At 72.8% G+C, this 23,067-nt stretch carries 19 protein-coding genes; 16 read left to right on the top strand and 3 right to left on the bottom strand.

Translation table 11 applies throughout. The annotated features are described in order from the left end of the window. Positions 1–15: 15 nt before the first annotated feature. The 6 genes from ACIRC0_RS19680 to ACIRC0_RS19655 all read left to right on the top strand — a co-directional run bounded on the left by ACIRC0_RS19680 (position 16) and on the right by ACIRC0_RS19655 (position 7,375). A complete protein-coding gene (locus ACIRC0_RS19680) occupies positions 16–1,107 on the top strand; it encodes a substrate-binding domain-containing protein (protein ID WP_403617411.1) in 1,092 nt (363 codons plus the stop codon). 112 nt (positions 1,108–1,219) lie between these two features. Continuing rightward, positions 1,220–2,551: an ABC transporter substrate-binding protein gene (locus ACIRC0_RS19675; RefSeq protein ID WP_403617410.1), complete on the top strand. Its 1,332-nt coding sequence runs from the start codon at positions 1,220–1,222 to the stop codon at positions 2,549–2,551. 26 nt (positions 2,552–2,577) lie between these two features. Next, entirely contained in the window at positions 2,578–3,555 is a 978-nt protein-coding gene (locus ACIRC0_RS19670) for a carbohydrate ABC transporter permease (protein ID WP_403617409.1), read from the top strand. After that, entirely contained in the window at positions 3,552–4,415 is an 864-nt protein-coding gene (locus tag ACIRC0_RS19665) for a carbohydrate ABC transporter permease (RefSeq protein ID WP_403617408.1), read from the top strand. The genes ACIRC0_RS19670 and ACIRC0_RS19665 overlap by 4 nt, the downstream gene beginning before the upstream one ends. A gap of 30 nt (positions 4,416–4,445) precedes the next feature. Continuing rightward, positions 4,446–5,477: a hydroxyacid dehydrogenase gene (locus tag ACIRC0_RS19660; protein WP_403617407.1), complete on the top strand. Its 1,032-nt coding sequence runs from the start codon at positions 4,446–4,448 to the stop codon at positions 5,475–5,477. After that, positions 5,474–7,375 (top strand): DUF2264 domain-containing protein, encoded by a 1,902-nt coding sequence (locus tag ACIRC0_RS19655; protein ID WP_403617406.1) that lies wholly within the window; start codon positions 5,474–5,476, stop codon positions 7,373–7,375. Before ACIRC0_RS19660 ends, ACIRC0_RS19655 begins: the two co-directional genes overlap by 4 nt. Before the next feature lie 11 nt (positions 7,376–7,386). Here ACIRC0_RS19655 and ACIRC0_RS19650 read toward each other — a convergent pair whose 3' ends face one another. From ACIRC0_RS19650 to ACIRC0_RS19640, 3 genes are all read right to left on the bottom strand, one after another. After that, a complete protein-coding gene (locus tag ACIRC0_RS19650) occupies positions 7,387–8,235 on the bottom strand; it encodes a chitosanase (RefSeq protein WP_403617405.1) in 849 nt (282 codons plus the stop codon). A 183-nt stretch (positions 8,236–8,418) separates the two neighbouring features. Then, on the bottom strand, positions 8,419–11,211 hold the full coding sequence (locus tag ACIRC0_RS19645; RefSeq protein WP_403617404.1) for a SpoIIE family protein phosphatase: 2,793 nt from the start codon (positions 11,209–11,211) through the stop codon (positions 8,419–8,421). A gap of 89 nt (positions 11,212–11,300) precedes the next feature. Next, entirely contained in the window at positions 11,301–11,498 is a 198-nt protein-coding gene (locus tag ACIRC0_RS19640; protein WP_403617403.1) for a hypothetical protein, read from the bottom strand. A gap of 371 nt (positions 11,499–11,869) precedes the next feature. On the opposite strand from ACIRC0_RS19640, the gene ACIRC0_RS19635 reads away from it, so the two are divergent. The 10 genes from ACIRC0_RS19635 to hypE all read left to right on the top strand — a co-directional run bounded on the left by ACIRC0_RS19635 (position 11,870) and on the right by hypE (position 22,993). Further along, positions 11,870–12,589 carry a hypothetical protein gene (locus ACIRC0_RS19635; RefSeq protein WP_403617402.1) on the top strand — a complete coding sequence of 240 codons (720 nt, stop codon included), beginning with the start codon at positions 11,870–11,872 and terminating at the stop codon, positions 12,587–12,589. Between the two features lie 687 nt (positions 12,590–13,276). Continuing rightward, the gene (locus tag ACIRC0_RS19630) at positions 13,277–15,010 is read left to right on the top strand and encodes an enoyl-CoA hydratase-related protein (protein ID WP_403617401.1); all 1,734 of its coding nucleotides are present in this window, start codon (positions 13,277–13,279) and stop codon (positions 15,008–15,010) included. A 24-nt stretch (positions 15,011–15,034) separates the two neighbouring features. Next, positions 15,035–16,225, top strand: a complete 1,191-nt coding sequence (locus ACIRC0_RS19625) for a hypothetical protein (RefSeq protein WP_403617400.1) — start codon at positions 15,035–15,037, stop codon at positions 16,223–16,225. After that, complete coding sequence (locus ACIRC0_RS19620; protein ID WP_403617399.1) at positions 16,222–16,764, top strand: hydrogenase maturation protease; 543 nt, start codon at positions 16,222–16,224, stop codon at positions 16,762–16,764. Before ACIRC0_RS19625 ends, ACIRC0_RS19620 begins: the two co-directional genes overlap by 4 nt. 75 nt (positions 16,765–16,839) lie before the next feature. Next, positions 16,840–17,235 carry a hydrogenase maturation nickel metallochaperone HypA gene (gene hypA / locus ACIRC0_RS19615; protein WP_403617398.1) on the top strand — a complete coding sequence of 132 codons (396 nt, stop codon included), beginning with the start codon at positions 16,840–16,842 and terminating at the stop codon, positions 17,233–17,235. A gap of 3 nt (positions 17,236–17,238) precedes the next feature. Continuing rightward, complete coding sequence (gene hypB / locus ACIRC0_RS19610; RefSeq protein WP_403617397.1) at positions 17,239–17,988, top strand: hydrogenase nickel incorporation protein HypB; 750 nt, start codon at positions 17,239–17,241, stop codon at positions 17,986–17,988. Further along, positions 17,985–20,435 carry a carbamoyltransferase HypF gene (gene hypF, locus ACIRC0_RS19605; protein ID WP_403617396.1) on the top strand — a complete coding sequence of 817 codons (2,451 nt, stop codon included), beginning with the start codon at positions 17,985–17,987 and terminating at the stop codon, positions 20,433–20,435. Before hypB ends, hypF begins: the two co-directional genes overlap by 4 nt. Before the next feature lie 53 nt (positions 20,436–20,488). After that, entirely contained in the window at positions 20,489–20,800 is a 312-nt protein-coding gene (locus tag ACIRC0_RS19600) for a HypC/HybG/HupF family hydrogenase formation chaperone (RefSeq protein ID WP_403617395.1), read from the top strand. Next, positions 20,797–21,921, top strand: coding sequence for a hydrogenase formation protein HypD (gene hypD / locus ACIRC0_RS19595; RefSeq protein ID WP_403617394.1), 1,125 nt, complete (start codon positions 20,797–20,799; stop codon positions 21,919–21,921). Before ACIRC0_RS19600 ends, hypD begins: the two co-directional genes overlap by 4 nt. Beyond that, complete coding sequence (gene hypE / locus ACIRC0_RS19590; protein WP_403617393.1) at positions 21,914–22,993, top strand: hydrogenase expression/formation protein HypE; 1,080 nt, start codon at positions 21,914–21,916, stop codon at positions 22,991–22,993. Before hypD ends, hypE begins: the two co-directional genes overlap by 8 nt. The last annotated feature ends 74 nt before the right edge of the window (positions 22,994–23,067 follow it).

Genomic DNA, 23,067 nt, shown 5'->3' with positions numbered 1-23,067 from the left:
GGGCGGGGAGGCCTCATGCGTGAGCCGGTCGATCTCAGGCGTCGGCGGATCCTGGCCGCGGTGCAGTCGCGCGGTGCGGCGCGGGTGCGGGACCTCGCCGCCGAGCTCCAGGTGTCCGTGGTGACGATCCGCAGGGACGTGGAGGAGCTGACCCGTGAGGGGAAGCTGCGGCGCGGTCACGGGGTGGTCCGCTCGACGCTTCCCGCCCAGGAGGTGCCGGGCACCCCCGTCGCGGACGGGGACACCGTCGCCGTGGTGGTGCCCGAGCGGCATTCGTACCTCTACGAGACCCTGCACGGCGCCCGCACGGCGCTGGAGGAGGCCGGCCTGCGCATCGCCCTGCACATCGCGCCGCAGGTGCCCGGAGCGGAACGCCCGCAGGTGGAGCGGGCGCTGGCGGAGGGCGTACGCGGTGTTCTCCTCGCGCCGCGGTGGCGCACTCCGGCGGCCGAGGAGGCCGATCACGAGTGGCTCGCGGACCTGGGCGTGCCGACGGTGCTGATGGAACGGCGGCCCCGCAAGGGCAGCGCCCTGCACGCGATGGACTCGGTGTGCTCGGACCACTGGTACGGCGCCCATCTCGCCGTGGAGCACCTGGTGGGTCTCGGACACCGGCGGATCGTCTTCGCGACACGTGACGACAGCCCCACCGCGCGCACCCTGCGGGCCGCGCTGGGCGAGGTCGCCGAGGCGCATCCGCTCGTCGAGGAGTGGGCCTGGGCGCTCAGTTCGCCCGCGGCCGGGGAGGGCGGGCCGACGGACCTGGCCGCTATGCTGCGCAGACTCGGGGCCACCGCGGCCGTGCTGCACGGCGACGTCGACGCCCTGATGCTGGTTCAGCAGCTCGCCGAGAACGGTGTGCGGGTCCCCCAGGACTGCTCGGTCGTGGCGTACGACGACGTGGTGGCAGGGCTCGGCACCCCAAGGCTGACCGCCGTCTCGCCGCCGAAGGGCGAGGTGGGCCGCGTCGCCGCCGAACTGCTGCTGCGACGGCTCGAGGGCTCCGGCAAGGGCGCGGTCCACACGGCGCAGCGCATCGAGCTGCTGCCCACGCTGGTGGTGCGCGACTCCACCGGTGAGCAGCCGCGCACGGAATTGAGCGTTTGACCGTTTCATTTTCTTCTGATCGATCTATTGACCGTTTCTTGTACGGCCGTGAGGATTCCCGTGTCTCGAACAGGTCGTGTCCGCACGGACACCAGCAGCCGCGGGAGGCACCATGCCTGGTCGACAGAGCCGTCGATCCGTGCTCGCCGCGATGGCCGCACTACCGCTGACAGGGGCCGTGAGCGCCTGCAGCGGCTCGGCGGGTTCCCCGTCGCGCGGCACCGGCAGGACCACGCGCATCACCTTCTGGTCCGCCCTGCGCGGGAGCCAGGAGGTGGTGGACGCGTTCAATCGCACGCACGACCGCATCCAGGTCGACTTCCAGCAGGTCCCCTCCGGGGGACAGGGCGGCTACGCCAAACTCAGCAACGCCGCCCGGGCCGGCAACGCGCCCGACGTCGCCACCATCGAGTACCCGCAGGTCCCCGGCTTCGCCATCGACGGCGTCGCCCGTGACGTCACCGCGCTCGTCAGTGACACCCTGCGTGCCAAACTGCTCCCGCAGGCCCTCGGCCTGACCACGTTTCAGGGGCGTGTGTTCAGCGTCCCGCTCGACGTCGAGCCGATGGTCATGCACTACCGGGCGGACCTGTTCGAGCAGTACGGACTCCAAGTGCCGCGTACCTGGGACGAGTTCGCGGACCTGGCCCGCACCGTCAGGCGCAAGGCCCCGGAGCGGCGGCTGGTGCTGTTCCCCACCGACGGGGCCACGCAGTTCGCCGCGTACTCCTGGCAGGCGGGCGCCCAGTGGTTCGACACCTCCCACGGCGCCTGGAACGTCTCCCTCGCCGACGCCCCTACCCGGCGCACCGCGGCGTACTGGCAGCGGCTGATCGACGACGACGTGGTGTTCGTGAACGCCGTCGAAAGCCGGCAGTCCGACGCGCAGATCGGCAACGGGCTGGTCCTCACCCGGCTGAGCGGCGCCTGGGACGCCGGTGCCCAGATGAAGGCGCGGCCCGCGCAGAAGGGCCAGTGGCGGATCGCCCCGCTGCCCCAGTGGGACACCGGCCGGCCCCACGTCGGCACGCACGGCGGCTCGACCTTCGCCGTCACCAAGGACAGCAGGCACCCCGAGGCCGCCATGGAGTTCATCGAGTGGCAGGTCTCCCACCCGGACGCGCTGCGCGCCCGCCTCTCCAGCGGCACCAGCAGCCAGTACCCGGCGGCCTCCGCCCTCGTCGCCGTGGGACGCGCCGCCTTCGACCGGTCGTACTACGGCGGTCAGGACATCTACCGCCTCTTCGAGCAGGAGGCCCACAAGATCCGCGACGGCTGGGTCTGGGGACCCCGGATGACCGCCACCGGGAGGGTGATGCAGGACTCCTTCGCCCGTGTCGGCGCCGGCCAGGGCACCCTCATCGACGCCGTGCGCGCGGCTCAGGACGGCACCATGCCCGACCTGAAGGCCCTGGGCCTGTCCACCACCCAGCACAGCACCTGAGCCGCCCGAAAGGCAGGTGATGCCCCATGACCGCGACCACCCCGCACGCGCAGGCCACCCCGCTCCACACCGCCGCCCCGGCCACCGCCGGCCGCACGCGCAGGGCCGCCAGGCGCCGTCAACTCGCCGCCTGCGCCGCCCTGATGGCGCCCTTCTTCGCCCTGCTCGTCACCGTCTTCCTGATCCCCGTCGGCACCGCCGTCTACCTCAGCTTCTACAGCGACGACCACCCCGGTCTGGGCTTCGGCCCCGGCCGCACGGTCTTCGTCGGGCTGCGCAGCTACGCGGCCGTCCTCACCGACCCGACCTTCCTGTCCGGGCTCGGCACGGTCGCCCTGTACTGCCTGCTCTACATCCCCGTCATGGTCGTCGGCGCGCTCGCACTCGCGCTGCTGCTGGACTCCGGCGTGGTACGCCTGCGCGCCTGGGCCCAGCTCGGGCTCTTCCTGCCGCACGCCGTCCCCGGCATCATCGCGGCCCTGATCTGGCTCTACCTCTACACGCCGGGCATCAGCCCCGTCATCGACCTGTTCGCCAAGGCCGACATCACCATCGACTTCCTCGGCCTGCACACCGTGCTGCCCTCCATGGTGAACATCGCCCTGTGGAGCAACCTCGGCTACAACATGGTCGTCTTCTACGCCGCCCTGCAGGCCGTGCCCCGCGAGGTGATCGAGGCGTCCGTCGTCGACGGCGCCGGACCGGTGCGCACGGCCCTGCAGGTCAAGACGCCGCTGGTGCGCGCCTCCGTCGTGATGGTCGCCATGTTCACCCTCATCTGGGGACTGCAGCTGTTCACCGAGCCGATGCTCCTCAGCCAGTCCTCACCGATGATCAACTCCCGCTTCTCGCCGAGCATGTACGTCTACGACGCGGCCTTCACCCGCAACAACTACAGCCTGGCGGCGGCCGCCTCGGTCGTCCTGCTGCTGTGCACCATCGCCCTGTCCTACGGCGTCACCCGCTTCACCAGCCGTTCCACGACCGCCGAGGAGGCCCGATGAGCGCCGCCGGCACCACCCTCCCACGCCACCGGCTGCTCGGCCGGGCCACCGTCAACACCGTGGTCGCGCTGTCCGCGCTGTACACCCTGCTGCCGGTGCTGTGGCTGGTCCTCGCCGCGGGCAAGACCAGGGACGCCCTGTTCGGCAGCGATCTGCTGTCCCTGAAGGACTTCTCGTTCCTGACGAACCTGCACGACCTGTTCGCCATGGACGACGGCCAGTACGGCCGCTGGTACCTCAACAGCCTGCTCTACGCGGTCGTCGGCGCCGCGCTCGGCGCCCTGATCAGCGTGGCCTGCGGGTACGCCTTCGACAAGTATCGCTTCCGGCACAAGGAGAAGCTGTTCGGCCTGGTCCTCGCGGCGGTGATGGTCCCGCAGACCGTCCTCGCGCTGCCGCTGTACTTGATGGCCTCCGGCGCCGGCCTGGTCAACACCTTCTGGGCGGTGTTCATCCCGGTCCTGTTCAATCCGTTCGGCGTCTACCTGGGCCGTATCTTCAGCCAGGGCTACGTGCCCGACGAGGTCCTGGAGGCCGCGCGCATGGACGGCGCCGGCGAGCTGACCACGTACGTCAGGGTGGCGCTGCGCATGCTCGGCCCCGGCCTGGTGACCGTGTTCCTCTTCCAGCTCACCGCCATCTGGAACAACTTCTTCCTGCCCATGGTGATGCTGTCCGACCAGGACCTGTATCCGGTCAGCCTGGGCCTGTACACCTGGAACAGCTCGGCCTCCGTGTCGCCCGAGTACTACCCCGTGGTGATCATGGGCTCGCTACTCGCCGTCCTCCCGCTGATCCTCGCCTTCGCCCTGCTGCAGCGCTTCTGGCGCAGCGGACTGACCGCCGGCGCCGTCAAATAGCCCCCTCCCGTCAGGAGTTCCCGCACCGACATGACCGTCTCGACGCCAGGACCCGGCTTCCGCCCCCGTGCCGCCCTCGCCATGTCCCCCCAGGCCGCCGCGGCCGTCCTCGACCCCGAGTCGCTGGACGCGCTCGCCGCGCTCTGCGAACTCGCCCCGCCGCCCGTCCTGGACGACTTCACCACGCCCCGGGCCCGGGCCGTCCTCGCCGACGTCGACCTGCTGGTCACCGGCTGGGGCTGCCCTCCGCTCGACGAGGAGGCGCTCGCGGCGGCGCCCCGGCTGCGGGCGGTCGTGCACACCGCGGGCAGCGTCCGCGGCCACATCACCGACGCCTGCTGGAAGCGCGGCATCGACGTGTCCTCCGCCGCCTCCGCCAACGCCGTCCCGGTCGCCGAGTACACCCTCGCGATGATCCTGCTCACCGGCAAGCACGTCCTGGAACGCGCCCGCGCCTACCGCGCCACCCGCACCCGCGACGACTGGCTGCGCACCCCGCGCGCCATCGGCAACCACCGCCGCACCATCGGCATCCTGTCCGCATCGCTCACCGGCCGCCGCGTCATCGAGCTGCTCCGCCCCCACGACTTCCACGTCTTCCTCCACGACCCGTACGTCACCGACGCCGATGCCGCCGAACTCGGCGTGGAACGCGTCGAGTTGGACGAGCTGTTCACCCGCTGCGACACCGTCAGCGTGCACACCCCGCTGCTGCCCGCCACCCGCGGTCTGGTCAGCCGCGCACTGATCGAGTCGATGCGCCCCGGCGCCGTCCTGATCAACACCGCCCGTGGCGCGGTCGTCGACCAGGACGCGCTCACGGATGCCGCCGTGGCCGGCCGCATCCGGGCCGTCGTCGACGTCACCGACCCCGAAGTCCTGCCGCCCGAACACCCGTTGTGGAACTGCGACAACGTTCTCCTCACCCCCCATCTGGCCGGCTCCCAGGGCAACGAGTGGCGTCGCCTCGCCGACCTCGCCCTCGCGGAGATCGCGCGGTGGGCTTCCGGCGCCGGCTTCCTGCATCCCGTACGACGCGAAAGGCTGGCTTTCCAGGCATGAGGACCCCCGGCATCCCCTTCGAACTCCCCCCTGCGGACCGAGAGTCGAGCCCGTACACCGGATACACGCGGGCCCACTGGGAGGCCGTCGCCGACGGGCTGCTGGCGTCCGCGTGGCGCTGGAGCACACCGGGCTGCGCCCTGCTCGACCTGCCCGGGCGTCCCTCACGCTCGGGAGTGCGCTCCGACGGACTGGAGGGCTACGCCCGCACGTTCCTCGCCGCCGCCTTCCGGGTGGCGGGCGCCGCGGGGGACGACCCGCACGGCTGGCTCGAGCGGTACGCGCGCGGCCTCGCCGCCGGCACCCGCACCCCCGGCCGCGACGACGCCGAGTCCTGGCCGCTGATCCTCGACCACGACGTGCAGGGCCAGCCGATGGTGGAGTCCGCGTCGGTCGCGCTCGGGCTGCGGCTGACCGCGCCCTGGCTGTGGAAGAACCTCGACGCGGACGTCCAGGACCGGGCGGAGGAATGGCTGCGCGGGGCGCTGCGCCACACGCCCGCGCCCAACAACTGGTACCTCTTCCCGTACACCGTCGCCGGGTTCCTGGAGTCGGTCGGCCGAGGCGACGCGGAGACGGCCGCGGCACGGCAGCGGGCGCTGGACCTGCTGGAGGAGTGGTACCGGGGCGACGGCTGGTACGCGGACGGGGACGGCCGCGCCTTCGACCACTACAACGGCTGGGCCCTGCACCTGTACCCGGTGCTCGACGCCCACCTCGCCGGGGACGAGGAGTCGTCCGCCCGCTACGGGGCGCGGCTGCGGGAGCACCTGGACGGCTTCTCGCTGATGTTCGGCGCGGACGGCGCGCCAGTGCACTTCGGCCGGTCGCTCGCGTACCGCTTCGCCGCGTCCGCCGCCGTCGGCCTGGGCGCCCTCACCGGACACACCCCGCTGACCCCGGGCACCTCCCGGCGCCTGGCGAGCGGCAGCCTGCGGTACTTCCTGGACCACGGCGCACTGAACGAGGACGGGCTGCTGAGCCTCGGCTGGCACGGCCCGCACGAGGCGACCCTGCAGACCTACTCGGGTCCGGCGTCCCCGTACTGGGCGTCGAAGGCGTTCGTTTCCCTGCTGGCACCCGCCGGCCATCCCCTGTGGACGGCCCGGGAGGAGCCCGCGCCGGCCGAGGAGGCCGACCGGGTGCTCGCCCTGCCGGCGCCGGGGCTGCTGGTGCAGGCCACCCGGGCCGACGGGATCGTACGGTTGCACAACCACGGCAGCGACCATGTGCGGCCGCACGAGGGCGAGTTCGCCGCCGAGGACGATCCGCACTACGGGCGCCAGGCGTACTCCACCCGCACCGGCCCCACAGCCCTCGGGAACATCCCGGACAACCACCTGTCCGTCGAGGTCGAAGGGCGGGGGACCGTACGGCGGCGCGTCCACCCCCTGGGGGCGGGCGACGGCGACGGCTGGGGCTGGGCCGCCTCCTGGCACCGGCCCGTGTTCGCCGCCGGGCCGCCGATGGTGCCCGGCCTGAGGGTGGAGAGCGTCACGGTGGTCCGCGGACGGTACGAGCTGCGCGTCCACCGGGTGATCGGCGCCCCGGACGGCGCCCGGGTCACCCACACCGGCTGGGCCACCGGCCCGGAGGAGCCCGTGGTGTCGGCGCTGCACGGGCTCCACGGCTGGGACGAGGGCCCCGAGCCGGTCCCCGCGCCCGGCGGCACCGCCTACGCGCGCTGGGCCCGGGTCCCCCGGCTCACCGGTCGCGCCGGCGGCACCACCGTGCACGTGTGCCTGGCGAGTCTGACCGCGGAACCCGACCCGGCGCCCCTGGCGGAGGCGGTCGCCGGCGTGACGGTCGACGACGACGGCGTCGAGGTGACGTGGGCCCACGACGGGGCGCGGTCCCGGGTCGGGTTCCGGCCGTTCGGCGTCTCGCTCCTTCAGTGAGTGAGGGGCCGTCAGCCGATGTGGTAACTGTCGCCGTACACCTTCCAGTCCAGCGGCGGGTCGAGGTTCAGATTGCCCTTGCGCAGGAACACCCGCTGCTCGGTGTCGACCCTGCTGGTGTCGCTGTGGGCCTCCTCCTGCTTCATGGCCCACACCCGCGCGTCCAGGAAGGCGTTCAGGTAGGCGACCTCGCCGCCGCCCTGCGCCGGCGGCTTCGCCGTGCGCAGGGCCCGCTTGCGGATGTTGCGGAAGCTCGTCGGGTCGTCCCCGTCGCCGTGCATCACGATGGCGTCGTAGTACGTGAACTGCCCCAGGACGCCGAGCCCGTCCGCCTTGCCCCGCTGGACGGCCGGGTTGAAGTACACCCGGTCGCGTTCGTCGTTCTGCGCCTGCTGGAACGCCGTGTCCTGCACCGCCTTGCGCCAGTCCTTGGGGAAGTTCGGGTCCAGTCCGTCGTGGGAGTCGCCGCCGTTCACCCGGCGCAGCGCCGGCAGGTACTTGGCGAGGACGTTGCCGGGCTTGCGGTCGGTGTAGAGCTGGACGAGGTCCAGCATGTCGCCGGTGCCGGAGCAGAATCCGATGATGCCGGCGGTGTAGCCGCGGCCGTCGCCGATGTCCTCGATGTACTTGTACTGGGCCTTCCAGTCGAGGGAGGAGTTCTCCGCGCTCGAGACCAGCTCCATGGCGATCTCCTTCTTCGCGGGGTCGTCGAGCCCGACGGCCCTCGCCGCCTCGGGGGCCGCCGCGGCGCGCTGGGCGTCCAGGAGCGGGACGGCCGCCAGAGAGGCGCCTACGAAGGCGAGGACGGCGCGACGCGAGGTGCCGGCGGGGGCTGCCGCGGCATGGTTCGGATGCACCACTGGGACTCCAAGTGAAGGTGGGGGGTGGGAACTTGGGGCGTGCATTGTTAGGAAGGTTTCCTATCAGAGATGGCGCCCACGGTCACCTGTGCGGCGGGCAAGTTCCTGGTAAAGAGCGGGAGATGGGCGAGACGTCTCCTGCCGGGACGTCTCCTGGCTGGACGTCTCGTGGCGCGACGTCCCTCAGGGCAGAGACTGCTCGGCCCAGATGACCTTGCCCCGGGGCGTGTAGCGGGTGCCCCAGCGCTCGGTGAGCTGGGCGACGAGGAACAGGCCGCGCCCGCCCTCGTCGGTCATGGCCGCGTACCGCAGATGGGGTGAGGTGGTGCTGCCGTCGAAGACCTCGCAGATCAGGCTGCGGTCGTACAGCATGCGGACCCGCACGGGCGCGCTGCCGTACCGGATCGCGTTGGTGACCAGCTCGCTGAGGATGAGCTCCGTGGTGAACGTCAGCTCTTCCAGACCCCACAGCGCCAGCTGCCGGGTCACCGACGCGCGCACCTCGCCGACGGCCGCCGGGTCCGTCGGCACCGGCCACTCGGCCACCCGGTCGGCGGCCAGGGCCCGGGTGCGCGCGACGATCAGGGCGATGTCGTCGCTCGGCCGGTCCGGCAGCTCCGACTCCAGGACGGCCCGGCAGGTGTCCTCCGGGGACGGCCCGGCTCCGGCCAGCGCGGCGCGCAGCAGCTCCAGACCGTCGTCGATGTCCCGGCCCCGGTCCTCGACCAGTCCGTCGGTGTACAGCACCAGCCGGCTGCCCTCCGCGAGCTCGAGGTCGGCCGTCTCGAACGGAAGGCCCCCGAGACCGAGCGGGGGACCGGCCGGGACGTCGGGGAACTCCACGCTGCCGTCGGGCCGGATCAAGGCCGGCGGCGGATGGCCGGCCCGGGCGACGGTGCAGCGCCGGGAGACCGGGTCGTAGATCGCGTACAGACAGGTCGCGCCCGTGACGGGGGCGCTGCCCGGATCGGCCGCCTCGTCCTGGTCGATGCGGCCGACCAACTCGTCGAGCAGCCCGAGAAGTTCGTCGGGCGGCGGGTCGAGCGCGGAGAAGTTGTGCACCGCGGTGCGCAGCCGCCCCATCGTGGCCGCGGCGTGCAGCCCGTGGCCCACGACGTCGCCCACCACCAGCGCCACCCGGGCACCGGACAACGGCAGTACGTCGAACCAGTCACCGCCCACTCCGGCCTGCGCCGGAAGGTACCGGTAGGCGATGTCCAGGGCCCCCTGCGCGGGCAGCGTCCGCGGCAGCAGACTGCGCTGCAGCGTCACCGCCATGCTGTGCTCGCGAGTGAAGCGGCGGGCGTTGTCGATGGAGACGGCGGCGCGGGCGACCAGCTCCTCGGCGAGGGCCAGGTCCTCCTCGTCGAAGGGCTCCGCCTTCTCGCAGCGCCAGAAGTCGACCAGGCCCAGGATCAGGGACCCCGCCCGCACCGGCACCGTGATCAGCGAGTGGATCCCGTACTCCACCACCTGAGCGGTCCGCTCGGCGTCCTGCGCCAGCCGGCCCGGAGCCTCGCCGAGACGGGGCTCGAGGACGGCCCGTCCGCCGCGCAGCCCCTCGGCCTGCGGAGAGGACTCCACCCACTGGATCCGCTCGCCCACCGAGTACAGCGGAGTGTCCTTGCGGACACCGCTGAACGCCGCACGGCGCAGCTCGTCCCCCGCCCCCGGCTCCTCGCCGTCCAGCACCGCCTCGAACAGGTCCACACTGGCGAAGTCCGCGAACCGGGGGACGGCCAGCTCGGTCAGCTCCTCGGCGGTACGCGTCACATCCAGGCTCGTGCCGATGCCCAGACCGGCGTCGTAGAGCAGGCTGAGGCGTTCCCGCGCCACCTCGGCCCGGCCGGACAGGGCGCGCAGCTCCGTCGAGTCGCGGAGGGTGGCCACACTGCCGGGCGGGCCGCCGTCCACGTCGGTGGACCGCTGGTTGATGGCCAGCAGCCGGTCCCCGACCAGGTGCACCTCGTCGGTGGCGACCCGTCCGGACGCCAGGAGGGCGGCGGTCTCCGGGGGGAGGCCGAGCTCGGACACATGGCGCCGCTCGGCGTCCTTGGGCAGGCCGAGCAGGCGGTGCGCTTCGTCGTTGGCGAGCAGCAGGTCGCCGTCCCCGTCGAGGATCAGCACCCCTTCCCGTACCGAGTGCAGCACCGCGTCGTGGTGCTCGTACATCCGGGTCATCTCCCGCGGCCCCAGGCCGTGGGTCTGGCGCAGCAGCCGCCTGCTGACAAGTGCGGTGCCCGCTGTGGCCAGGGCGAGGCCCACGGCCGCGGCGGCCAGGACGAGCGGCATCTGCCGGTTCGCCGCGCCGCCCACGTGTTCCGTCGTGACACCGGCCGCCACCAGGCCCACGACCTTGCCGTCGGGCGCCCTGACGGGCACCACGGCCTGCACCAGCCGCCCGATGGTCCCGTTGATCTCCTCGATCTCGGTGCCCCCGGCCAGCGCCGGCTGGATGTTCCCGACGAACTTCTTGCCGATACGGTCGGGTCTCGGGTGGGTGTAGCGGATCCCGTCGGTGTTCATGACGACGATGAAGTCGACCTTCGTCGCCTTGCGGGCGGCCTCGGCCCGCGGCTGCAGCACGGCCGTGGGATCCGGGCTGCCCAGCGCCTGGACCGTGCCCGGCGCGTTGGCGAACGCCTCGGCCACGGCGAGGGAACGGTTACGGGCCTCCTGTGTGGTGTCGTGCCGCACCTGCAGCAGCAGCGCCGCCACCGCCGCGACGACCAGCAGCAGCACGATGACGACCTGCAGGACGAAGACCTGCCCGGCGACGCTGCGTCCGCTCAGCGCCGCCCGCAGTCCCGACCGGGACCGGCCCGCCGCCTCCTGCTCGCGGCGGGCGAGCGACCGGCGCGCCGCTCGCCCCGGTCCCTGCTCGGACGCCCCTGGAGCGCGGTCGTGCGCTGGTGCGCGCACACCGCTGGCACGACGGGGCGAACGGGTACCGGGTCGACCCGGAAGCCGGACCATGTGCCGACTCTATCGGGCGGCAACTGTGTCCGGGAGGGCGCGTTGCCTACGGCAATGACGTCCTGATGGGAGGCGTCACGGCAGCCGTCTCACACCGGGTCTGTGAGATGTGTGTGAGACGGCGTGAGCGCGCAACGGCCCCGGGTCTCCTCGCCGGCCGCATCGAGTTCTTCGACCTGCGCGACGCCGGCCGCGCCCAGCAGACCCTCCTCCGCGCGCTCCAGACCGCCGGCGAGGCCGACGATCCACTGCTCGGATCCGCGATCCTTGCCCGTACGAAGCCCCACGGCGGCGCGCTTCTCACGCTCCTCGTACAGGTCGAAGCCGGGCCGGAACTCCTGAAAGGTCCGAGTCCTGGCCTCGCGGAGAAACCCGGGCCACCTGAACCATCTCCAGGTCCGGATCGGCAGCGACCACCGCCGCCCACTCCTGTGTTGTGATCTGCTCGCCCTCATCCTCCCACCACGGCGTACGCCTGGTGATGTGCACGTCATAGCCCATGCCCGTCACAGTAAGGGGCGCCACTGACACCACCGAGCGCTCACGAAGTCACACCGGAGTACTGGGGCCCGTCCGATGGGTCTCTCGGAGCTGCCACCACGACAGACCTGCGAACGCGGAGTCGCCCCTGGCCGCCTTGGGAGGGTTCAATGCCCAGGTGGTGAACTGGGCACAAATGCGTGACTGCAGATTCGACGTCGATCGCGTCCCTGAGCTCTTGGAGCGGGTGGAGCGCCAGGTCGACCCTGAAGCGTGGAAGGAGCTGCGTTGGCGGCTCGTCCTTGAGCACGACCTGCTGTCTCCGGCCAGTTTCGCCGCCTTGCCGCGTCTGGTGCGCCTCGCGCCACGCAGCGCGGAGGCGCGCGGCCTGGCCGGGAAGATCCTTGAGCGCGCGGCAGGGCGGCACGGCTGCGATGGTCTGCTGGCGGACTGCGCCGACGCGATCAAGGAGTTCCGTGAGGTGCTGGACGGGCATCTGCGGTCGCGGCCGGCTGACTACCTCGTGTCCTTCCGTGCCCTGCTCGCGGTCGAAGAGGAGTACCACTGGGCGAACGCTCTGGAGGGCTTCGCGGACGACATCATTGGCGTGGACTGTCCCCACTGTGGCATGGCCGTGACGATCGCCATCGGCGGCTTCGGATACTACTCGGAGGTGTGCGACGGGGGTGAGGAGATCCGACGGGACCTGCGTCCGGTGGCCGCCGAGGAACTCACCGGAACCGGCCGATGGATGCACGAGATCACTGTCCGCGACGGGCAGGAGGCGCTCGCCAACGGAATTGCCCATCTGTTCGGTAAAGCGGAATGCCCGTGCTGTGCCAGCGTCTTCACCGTCGCGGACGAGTACACGTCCGCCAACCGTCCGGTCATGCGGTAAGCCGCCTTCGCCGCCATCCCCACTGCCTCACGGAAGTGACCTCTACTCCACAATCCTTGCATGCTTCCCCAAACCCACGGGTGAAGGGTCGCTGCATCCAAATGTGGGGCGCCACTGCCAAGGTTGTCGATCAACTCCTGCTCCGCCTCCAACTGGGCGATAGCCCGATGAGCGGCTTCGCGGTGGCGCCGATACGGCTGGCGGGCGGGTTCTGGCCAATCGGCAGTACGCCAATCGGGAAGAACGCGATCCAGAACTTGTTCGATGATCTGAGCAGCCGCCTGCACTTCCGCCTTGGGCTTGTCGAGTTCGTAGCTCCAGAATCCGATAGTTCCCGGAGGGTCGGGGCCCCACTCGTTCCAACCGTTCTTCGTCTCGATCTTCACGACGCACAGGCCGCTGTCCCGATACATCTTGCGGGGCATGTTCCTCGCACCTCCCCGCTACGAGACCTGCCGCCGGAGGATGTGCGATGTCTACACTGCCGTGCCCCGGGAGGCGAGGGGCGTCACACACGGTGGCGGTTCCGGTGCGGTTCCCGTGACCTGCCCGCCGCCGAGTGGTGGCCCCGGTACCCGCCTTTCGGGTGAACCTGCCGCCTGTCTGCGGGAGCGGCCGACGGGTGTGGCCGACGATCGCAGACGGCCGGGCACATCTGTCCGTACCGTCGTCCGCCGGGAGTACGCCGTGCACATTCTGCTCGTGGCCAGCGCGTTCAACAGCCTCACCCAGCGCGTCCATGCCGAACTGCGCGACCGCGGCCACACCGTCGCGGTGGAACTCGCCCTGCCCGACGGTTCGCTGACCGAGGCGGTACGGCGGCACGCCCCCCAACTCGTCCTGGCGCCCCTGCTGAAGACGGCGATCCCACGCGAGGTGTGGGCGGCGTACCCGTGCTTCATCGTCCACCCGGGTCCCGTCGGCGACCGGGGGCCGGCCTCCCTCGACTGGGCCGTCCAGGAGGGCGCCGAGCGCTGGGGCGTGACGGTCCTCCAGGCGGAGGAGGAGATGGACGCCGGTGACGTGTGGGCGTCCGTCGCCTGCCCCCTCCCGCCGCTGTCCAAGAGCGACCTGTACCGGGGCGAGATCGCCGACGCGGCCCTCGCCGCAGTCCTCCTCGCCGTCGAGCGCTTCGCCTCCGGGACCCACACGCCCGTGCGGCAGGACACCTCGCGGCCCCGTCCGTATCTCGACCAGAGCGTGCGGCGCATCGACTGGGACAGCGACACGACCGACACCGTCCTGCGCAAGCTGCGCGCGGCCGACTCGCAGCCCGGTGTGCTGGACGTGCTGCTCGGCGAGGAGTGGTACCTGCACGGCGGCCACCCCGACAACGATCTGCGCGGCGCCCCCGGGGAGCTGCTCGCCACCCGGGCCGGGGCGGTCTGCCGGGCGACACGCGACGGCGCCGTGTGGATCCCCGAGCTGCGACGGCGGCGCCGCCCCGGACAGCCGCGCTCGGTCAAGCTCCCGGCCGTGCAGGCCCTCGGCGACCGGCTGCCCGAGCTGCCGGAGCTGCCCGTCCCGCCGGGCGCTCGGTGGCCCACCTGGACGGACATCCGCTACCGCGAGGAGGCCGGCGTCGGCTTCCTCGCGTTCTCCTTCCCCGGCGGCGCGATGAGCACCACGCAGTGCCGGCGCCTCCTGGACGCCTACCGCCAGGCCTGCGCGCGCCCCACCTCGGTGCTGGTGCTCGGCGGGCAGCGGGACTTCTTCTCCAACGGGATCCACCTGGGCGTCATCGAGGCGGCCGAGGACCCGGCGGCCGAGTCCTGGGCGAACATCAACGCCATCGACGACCTGGTCGAGGCGGTCCTGACGACCACGGACCGGCTGGTGGTGGCCGCACTCGCGGGCAACGCGGCGGCGGGCGGCGCGATGCTGGCCCTGGCCGCCGACGAGGTGTGGTGCCGCTCCGGCTGCGTACTGAACCCGCACTACCGGCTGATGGGCCTCACCGGCTCGGAGTACTGGACGTACACGCTGCCCCGCCGGGTGGGAGCCGCCGCGGCCGACCGCATCGTGCGCGAGGCGCTGCCGATGAGCGCCGCCGGCGCCCTCGGCCTCGGGCTCGTCGACCGGGTGATCGAGTGCGCGCCGCAGGACTTCACCGCGGAGGCCGGCCGGCTGGCGGCGCGGCTGGCGTCGCTGCCCGGGACACGGGCACGGATCGCGGCGAAGAAGGAGGCACTGGAGCGCCAGGAGAGCGCCGAGCCCCTGTCCGCCTTCCGGGAACGGGAGCTGGCCGCTATGCACCGCGTCTTCCACGACCCGGACGCCCCCTACCACGCCCTCAGACGCGCCTTCGTCCGCAAGGAGAAGCCGTCGTGCACACCCCCGCACCTGGCCCGGGCCACCGGCCCCCGCACGGCGGGGGATCCGGTCCGGGCCGAGGCCCCGGCCGAGGAGCACACCCCGTAAGCCGGCCCCACCGGAAGGACCGCCATGAGCGTGACCGCGTTCACCCCGCAGACCGAGGCCCGCTTCGCCCTCGCCCGGAAGGTGGCGGACGCCGTCCTCTTCGCGGGCTGCCCGCTCCACCCGTACCGGACCTCCGCCCCCGGCACCCGGCTGCGAAGGCAGTGCGGGGTGCTCGTGCCGCCCGCCTGGGGGGCGGGCAGCGAGGAGAACGACTTCCAGCACACCGAATGCCTGATGGAGCCGGGGCCCGGCGCCACCCTCGCGGTGGAGCTGCGCTTCCTGCGCGCCCGGCGGCGCATGGTGCAACGGGCGTGCCCCGACGGCGAGTTCGAGACGGTACCCGAACTCCGGCTGGGCGAAAGGCTCCTGGTGCCCTGCGACGAGGGCACCGAGGAGCGCGTCGAGGCGGTCGTCACCGTGGACGAGCTCACCGGCGGCGACGGGGTCATCGTCGCCTTCGGCCGCCGCGCGGGGGAGGAGCACGAGCAGATCCTCGACGAGGACGGCCGGGTCGCCGGCCGTACGGTCCGCCGGGGCGAGGAGATCCGCGGCCTGCTGCGGCTGTCGGCACACCGGCTCGAGGGGCCCTGCCCGGTCCTGCGACTCACCGCCGTGGTGGAGAACACCAGCGTCTGGGCGCCCGAGGCCGGGGAGAGTGCCGACCGGGGCGCGGCGCTGCCGCACTCCCTGGTCTCCACCCATCTGCTGATGGGGCTGAGTGCCGGCTCCTTCCTGTCGATGAGCGATCCCCCCGAGTGGGCCCGGGCCGCGATCGCGTCCTGCCGCAATCTCCACACCTGGCCCGTCCTCTCCGGCGAGCCGGGCCGCGCCGACGTGATGCTGTCCTCACCGGTCATCCTGGAGGACCACCCGAGGACCGACGCGCAGGGCGTGCCGCCCGCGGACACACCGTGGTGGGATGCGGCGGGCGAGCCCGGCGGCGAACCGGAGGGCGGGCGCATCGTGGTGAACGGGCGGCCGTTGGGTCCCGGGAGCCGGGTGCGGCTCGACCCGGGGCTGCGGCGCACCGACGCCCAGGACGTGTTCCTGCGGGGCCGCCCCGCGACCGTCGAGGCCGTGCGGCACGACGTGGACGGCTCGGTCCACCTGGCGGTGACCGTGGACGACGACCCGGGCGCCGACGTCCGCCGCGAGCGGGGAACCTTCCACTACTTCCGGCCCGACGAGGTCACCCCGCTGGAGGACCACGTATGAGCGGCACCGTCCTCGTCGCCGGCATCGGGAACGTCTTCCTCGGGGACGACGGCTTCGGCGTGGAGACCGTCCAAGCGCTCACCCGGCGCGAACTGCCCGCACACGTCGAGGTCGTGGACATCGGGGTGCGCGGAGTGCACCTCGCCTACCAGCTCCTCGACCGCTACGACACCCTGATCCTGGTGGACGCCACCGCGCGCGGCGAGGCCCCCGGCACGCTGTACGTCATCGAGCACGACGACACGGGCGCCGACGATCTCGAAGTGGCCACGATCGACGGCCACCGGATGACCCCCGACGCCGTACTCGCCCTGCTGAGCAACCTGTGCGCCGGAACCGGAGCCGAACCGCCGCGCCGCACGCTCGTGGTCGGCTGCGAACCGGCCTCGGTGGAGGAGCGCGTCGGACTCAGCCCGCCCGTGTCCGCCGCCGTCCCCGAGGCCGTCCGGCTGATCGAGGAGATACTGTGCGGCGAACGGCGTACGCCGCCGGACGGCGACGGCGTGCCGGTCCACGGGCCCGGGGTGCCTCACCTCTAATGGTTCCCGGCGGGCCGCGCACGCGGTCTCCGTCCCCACGGGGCGGGGCCCCGGCCTTCGCCGGGACGGAGACCCATGCACGAGATGTCCATCGCGCTGGCGGTGATCGGCCAGGTGGAAGAGGCGGCCGAGCGGGCCGGTGACGTCACGGCGGTGCGTTCGGTACGGCTCCAGGTGGGCGAACTCGCCGGTGTCGTACCCGACGCCCTGTCCTTCTGCTTCGAACTGGCCTGCGCCGGGACCCTGCTGGAGGGCGCCGAACTCGTCACCGACGAGGTCCCGGGGCGGGCCCGCTGCGAGCCGTGCGCGCACGAATGGGCCGTCGGCATGCCGCCCCTGCTGAGCTGCCCGCGGTGCGACGGCGCCGCCATCGAGCTGCTGTCGGGCCGCGAACTGCAGATCGTCAGCGTGCACTGGGAGGACTCCCGGACGCACGCACCCACCCGCGAAACCGTCCCCGAGGAGCGCTGAACCATGTGCCGAGTGGTCGACCTGCAGCAGGCCGTACTCGCCAAGAACGACCAGGCCGCGCACACCCTGCGCGCGGAGCTCGCGGCCCGCGGCACCACCGTCGTCAACCTGCTGTCCAGCCCGGGCAGCGGCAAGACCGCCCTCCTCGAACGCGAACTCGTGCTGGCCCGGGAGCGGTCCGTGCCGGTCGCGGCGCTCACCGCGGACCTCGCCACCGAGAACGACGCCACACGGTTGGCGCGTTCGGGCGTGCCGGTCAAGCAGGTCCTCACCGACGGGCTGTGCCACCTGGAGGCCGACATGCTCGCCCGCCACCTCCAGGGGTGGCTGCCGGAGGGGACCCGGCTGCTGTTCGTGGAGAACGTCGGCAACCTCGTCTGCCCGGCCTCCTACGACCTGGGGGAGACGCTGCGCGTCGTCCTCGCCTCCGTGACCGAGGGCGAGGACAAGCCGCTGAAGTACCCCACCGCCTTCGGCCTCGCCCACCTGGTGGTGGTCACCAAGACCGACATCGCCGAGGCCGTCGCCTTCGACCTGGCGGCGTTCCGCGCGAACGTCGAGCAGGTCAACCCCGGTGTGGAGGTGCTGCTCACCTCCGCCCGCCGGGACCTGGGGCCCGGCGCCCTGCTCGACCGGGCGCTGGCCGCAGCGGACGGCGCCCCCGTGCACACACCCGTCATGGCCCGGCCGGCCCACGGCCACACCCATGACCACGCGGACCGCGCCGGCGCCCTGGCGCAGTCCCGCTCGTGAGCGCTCCGCCCCCGACGGCCGTCGCCGTCCAGGCGCCGCTGCGCCGCAGGGTCACCGTACGGGGCGTGGTGCAGGGCGTGGGCTTCCGGCCGTACGTCCACGCCCTCGCCACCTCCCTCGGCCTGTCGGGGCATGTGACGAACACCCCGCAGGGTGTCGTCGCGGAGGTCGAGGGGGCGCCCGCCGCCGTCGGCCGGTTCTGCGACCGCATCACCGAGGACGCCCCACCGCTTGCCCGCGTCGAGCACGTCGACCACCAGGACGTGCCCCCCGCCGGCGACACCGCGTTCACGATCCTCGCCTCCCGCACGGACGGCCCCGCGGGCACCCTGATCCCGCCCGACACCGCCACCTGCGCCGCGTGCCTGCGGGAACTCGCGGACCCCGACGACCGGCGCCACCGCCACCCCTTCATCACCTGCACGCACTGCGGCCCCCGGTTCACGATCGTCACCGGCCTGCCCTACGACCGGGCGAAGACGACCATGGCCGGCTTCCCGATGTGCCCCGACTGCGCCCGTGAGTACGCCGATCCCGCCGACCGCCGCTTCCACGCGCAGCCGGTCGCCTGCCCCGCCTGCGGGCCACGCCTGCGGCTGCTCGTCCTCCCCCGGGACGGCGACGGCCCGCCGCGACCGGTCACGGACACCGATCCGGTCGCCGGGGCGCGCCGGCTGCTGGCGTCCGGCGCGATCCTCGCCGTCAAGGGCCTGGGCGGCTACCACCTGGCCTGCGACGCCACCGACCCCGCCGCCGTCGCCCGGCTGCGCAGCCGCAAGGCCCGCGGGGACAAACCGTTCGCCCTGATGGCCCGGGACACGGACGACATCGCGCACCTGGTGCGGCTGACCGACGAGGAGCGGAGCCTGCTCACCGGCACCGTCCGCCCCATCGTGCTGCTGCGCCGCGTGACGCCCGCGCGCGGAGCCCACCAGCCCGCCGACGCCGTCGCACCCGGCAGCCCCGACCTCGGCGTCATGCTGCCGTACACCCCCGTGCACCATCTGCTGCTCGGCCTGCCCGGTGACGCCGACGGCCCCCGACTGCTCGTCATGACGAGCGGCAACGTCTCCGGCGAACCGATCGTCACCGACGACGAGGAGGCGCTGGAACGACTGGCGCACCTGGCCGACGCCTGGCTCACCCACGACCGGCCCATCCATGTGCCGTGCGACGACTCCGTGGTGCGCGTGTGCGACGGCAGGCCGCTGATCGTGCGCCGCGCCCGCGGCTACGCCCCCCTGCCGCTGACCCTTCCGGTGCCCGTGCGCCCGGCCCTCGCCGTCGGCGGCGACCTGAAGAACGTCTGCTGCCTCGGCGAGGGCCGCCGGGCCTGGCTGTCCGCCCACATCGGCGACATGGACGACCTCGCCACCCAGCACGCCTTCGAACGCGCCGTCGCCCAGCTGGAGTCGATCACCCCCGTCCGGCCCCGGCTGCTCGCCGTCGACCGGCATCCCGCCTACCGCTCCGCCCGGTGGGCCGCCCGCAACGCGGCGGGCCGCCCCGTCGTGCGCGTCCAGCACCACCACGCCCATGTCGCCGCCGCGATGGCCGAACACGGACTCGACGGCAGCAGGCCGGTGCTCGGCGTGGCCTTCGACGGCACCGGCTACGGCGACGACGAGGCCGTATGGGGCGGGGAGTTCCTGCTCGCGGACTACGACGGTTTCACCCGCCTCGGCCATCTCGCCTATGTGCCGCTGCCCGGCGGCGACGCCGCGGTGCACCGGCCGTACCGCATGGCGCTCGCGCATCTGCGCGCCGCCGGCCTCGACTGGTCCGCGGAGCTGCCCTGCGTGGCCGCCTGCCCGCCCGACGAACGCCGCGTGCTGGAACGGCAGTTGGAGCGGAACCTCAACTGTGTACCCACATCCAGCATGGGCCGGCTGTTCGACGCGGTGTCGTCCCTCGCCGGCGTCTGCCACCGGGCGGGATACGAGGCCCAGGCCGCGGTCGAGCTGGAGGCCGCCGCGCTGCGGGCACCGGCCGGCAACACCTCCGCGTACGCGTTCGCCCTACGGGAGCCGGAGACGGTCGGCGGCGCGGACAGGATCGGTGGCGCGGAGAGGGCCGGTGGCGCGGAGAGGATCGGTGGCGCGGAGGGAGTCGGCCCGCTGCGGGCCGATCCGGCGCCCGTCCTCGCCGCGATCGTCGACGACCTGCGCGCGGGCGCGGGAGCGGAGCTGATCGCGGCCCGTTTCCACCGGGCCGTCGCCCATCTCGTGCACCGCCTGTGCGCGCTCGGGCGGGAGCGGCACCAAGTGGACACGGTCGCCCTGACCGGCGGCGTGTTCCTCAACTCCCCGCTCTCCTCGGCCTGCGCGCGGGCCCTGGGCGCGGACGGCTTCACGGTGCTGCGCCACCGCCTGGTCCCGCCGGGCGACGGCGGCCTGGCCCTCGGCCAGCTCGTCGTCGCGGCACGCGCCGGGGCGGCCCCCGACTGACCGACCGTCCCGGCGGCGCCGGGCGACGCACCACCCACAGCGAGGAGAGGCCCATGTGCCTGGCGGTACCCGGCAGAGTGCTGGACATCGAGGAACGTGACGGCACCCGGATGGCCAACGTCGACTTCGGCGGTGTGGTCAAGGAGGTGTGCCTGGAGTACCTGCCCGACCTCCAGGTCGGCGAGTACGCCATCGTCCACGTCGGCTTCGCCCTGCAGCGCCTGGACGAGGAGTCGGCGCGGCAGACGCTCGAGCTGTTCGCCGAACTCGGCATGCTGCAGGAGGAGTTCGGCGACCCCTGGGAAACGGCCGCGGAGGCGGGCGGGGCGCTGCCGCCCGCACGCGAGGAGGCGCGGAAGCAGTGAAGTACATCGACGAGTTCCAGGACCCGGATCTGGCACGCCGGCTCCTCGACGAGATCCACGCCACGGTGACCAGGCCCTGGGCGCTGATGGAGGTCTGCGGCGGACAGACGCACAGCATCATCCGCCACGGCATCGACCAACTGCTGCCCGACCAGGTCGAACTGATCCACGGGCCCGGCTGCCCCGTGTGCGTGACCCCGCTCGAGGTCATCGACAAGGCACTGGAGATCGCCTCCCGTCCCGAGGTGATCTTCTGCTCCTTCGGTGACATGCTCCGTGTGCCCGGGACCGGACGGGACCTGTTCCAGGTACGGGGAGAAGGCGGAGACGTACGGGTCGTCTACTCCCCGCTCGACGCCCTCAGGATCGCCCAGCAGAACCCCGGCCGGCAGGTGGTGTTCTTCGGTATCGGCTTCGAGACGACCGCGCCGCCCAACGCGATGACGGTGTATCAGGCGCGCAAGCTCGGCATCCCGAACTTCAGCATGCTGGTCTCCCATGTGCGCGTGCCGCCCGCCATCGAGGCGATCATGCGGTCCCCGCAGTGCCGGGTGCAGGGGTTCCTGGCCGCGGGGCACGTGTGCAGCGTGATGGGGATCGACGAGTACCCGGAGCTGGCCGAGCGCCACCGGGTCCCGATCGTGGTGACGGGGTTCGAACCCCTCGACATCCTGGAGGGCGTGCGCCGGACCGTGATCCAGCTGGAGCGAGGCGAGCACACCGTCGACAACGCCTACGCGCGCGCGGTCCGCCCCGAGGGGAACCCGGCCGCCAAGGCCATGCTGGAGGACGTCTTCGAGGTCACCGACCGTTCCTGGCGCGGCATCGGCGTGATCCCGGGCAGCGGCTGGCGGCTGTCGGCCAAGTACCGCGACTACGACGCCGAGTACCGCTTCTCGGTCGAGGGCATCCGGACCGAGGAGCCGGCCGCGTGCCGCAGCGGCGAGGTCCTGCAGGGCCTGCTCAAGCCGCACGAGTGCGAGGCGTTCGGCACCGTGTGCACCCCGCGCAGCCCGCTCGGCGCCACGATGGTCTCGAGCGAGGGCGCCTGCGCCGCGTACTACCTCTACCGGCGCCTGGACACCACCCCTGCGGCCCGGGAGGCGACCTCCGTTGTCTGACGCCATCGACCTGACCGCGCCGCTGCCGGACCCCGCGGCCTGGACCTGCCCGGCCCCGCTGCGCGACCAGTCCCGCATCGTGATGGGCCACGGCGGGGGCGGGGCGCTGTCCGCGGAACTGGTCCAGGACGTGTTCGCGCCCGCGTTCGGGGGCGAGGTGCTGCACCGGCTCGGCGACGCCGCCGCGCTGTCGCTCGGCGGCCTGCGCCTGGCCTTCTCGACCGACTCCTTCGTGGTGCGGCCGCTGTTCTTCCCCGGCGGCAGCATCGGCGACCTCGCCGTCAACGGCACCGTCAACGACCTCGCCGTCAGCGGGGCCCGGGCGGCCTACCTCTCCTGCGGGTTCATCTTGGAGGAGGGCGTCGAGATCGACACGGTCACCCGGGTCGCCGACGCGCTGGGCGCCGCCGCGCGGGCGGCCGGGGTCGAGGTGGTGACGGGCGACACTAAGGTGGTGGAGGCCGGCCACGGCGACGGCATCTACATCAACACGGCCGGGATCGGGCTCATCCCGGCGGGTGTCGACCTGCGGCCGCAGCGGGTCGTCCCCGGTGACGTCGTGATCGTCAGCGGTGCGATCGGCGTGCACGGTGTGGCGATCATGAGTGTGCGGGAGGGGCTGGAGTTCGGCGTGGAGATCGTGAGTGACTGCGCGCCGCTCGGCGGACTGGTGGACGCCATGCTCGCCGTCACCCGGGACCTGCACATGCTCCGGGACCCCACGCGGGGCGGGCTGGCGGCCGCCCTGAACGAGATCGCCGCCGCCGCGGGCGCCGGGGTCGTCATCGAGGAGCGCAAGGTCCCCGTCCCGCCCCCCGTCGCCAACGCCTGTGCCGTGCTGGGCCTGGACCCCATGTACGTGGCCAACGAGGGCAAGCTGGTGGCGTTCGTGCCCCGCCAGCACGCCGACGCGGTGGTGGACGCGATGCGGGCGCATCCGCGCGGTGCCGAGGCCACGATCATCGGCGAGGTGGTCCGCGACCATCCCGGCATGGTGGTGGCCCGTACCGGCCTCGGGGGTACCCGGGTGGTGGACATGCCGCTCGGGGAACAGCTGCCCAGGATCTGCTGACGCAGAGCCCAGGGGAGCGGAGGAGCATGACCGAGAGCGGGCGGGAGCCGTCCGGCATACAGCGGCGGCAGGAG

The organism is Streptomyces sp. NPDC093984 (genome assembly GCF_044764595.1).
In the GTDB taxonomy this organism is placed as follows: Bacteria; Actinomycetota; Actinomycetes; order Streptomycetales; family Streptomycetaceae; genus Streptomyces; species Streptomyces cynarae.
Note: the sequence above shows the minus strand (reverse complement) of the source record. Positions and strands in the feature narration are given on the sequence as shown.

What these genes read in the sequence shown, in the direction of transcription:
- ACIRC0_RS19670 (WP_403617409.1), top strand. Translation starts at nt 2,578, where the DNA reads ATGACCGCGACCACCCCGCACGCGCAGGCCACCCCGCTCCACACCGCC.
- ACIRC0_RS19655 (WP_403617406.1), top strand. Translation starts at nt 5,474, where the DNA reads ATGAGGACCCCCGGCATCCCCTTCGAACTCCCCCCTGCGGACCGAGAG.
- ACIRC0_RS19665 (WP_403617408.1), top strand. Translation starts at nt 3,552, where the DNA reads ATGAGCGCCGCCGGCACCACCCTCCCACGCCACCGGCTGCTCGGCCGG.
- hypA (WP_403617398.1), top strand. Translation starts at nt 16,840, where the DNA reads ATGCACGAGATGTCCATCGCGCTGGCGGTGATCGGCCAGGTGGAAGAG.
- ACIRC0_RS19660 (WP_403617407.1), top strand. Translation starts at nt 4,446, where the DNA reads ATGACCGTCTCGACGCCAGGACCCGGCTTCCGCCCCCGTGCCGCCCTC.
- ACIRC0_RS19680 (WP_403617411.1), top strand. Translation starts at nt 16, where the DNA reads ATGCGTGAGCCGGTCGATCTCAGGCGTCGGCGGATCCTGGCCGCGGTG.
- ACIRC0_RS19600 (WP_403617395.1), top strand. Translation starts at nt 20,489, where the DNA reads ATGTGCCTGGCGGTACCCGGCAGAGTGCTGGACATCGAGGAACGTGAC.
- hypB (WP_403617397.1), top strand. Translation starts at nt 17,239, where the DNA reads ATGTGCCGAGTGGTCGACCTGCAGCAGGCCGTACTCGCCAAGAACGAC.
- ACIRC0_RS19675 (WP_403617410.1), top strand. Translation starts at nt 1,220, where the DNA reads ATGCCTGGTCGACAGAGCCGTCGATCCGTGCTCGCCGCGATGGCCGCA.
- ACIRC0_RS19620 (WP_403617399.1), top strand. Translation starts at nt 16,222, where the DNA reads ATGAGCGGCACCGTCCTCGTCGCCGGCATCGGGAACGTCTTCCTCGGG.
- ACIRC0_RS19645 (WP_403617404.1), bottom strand. Translation starts at nt 11,211, where the DNA reads ATGGTCCGGCTTCCGGGTCGACCCGGTACCCGTTCGCCCCGTCGTGCC.
- ACIRC0_RS19625 (WP_403617400.1), top strand. Translation starts at nt 15,035, where the DNA reads ATGAGCGTGACCGCGTTCACCCCGCAGACCGAGGCCCGCTTCGCCCTC.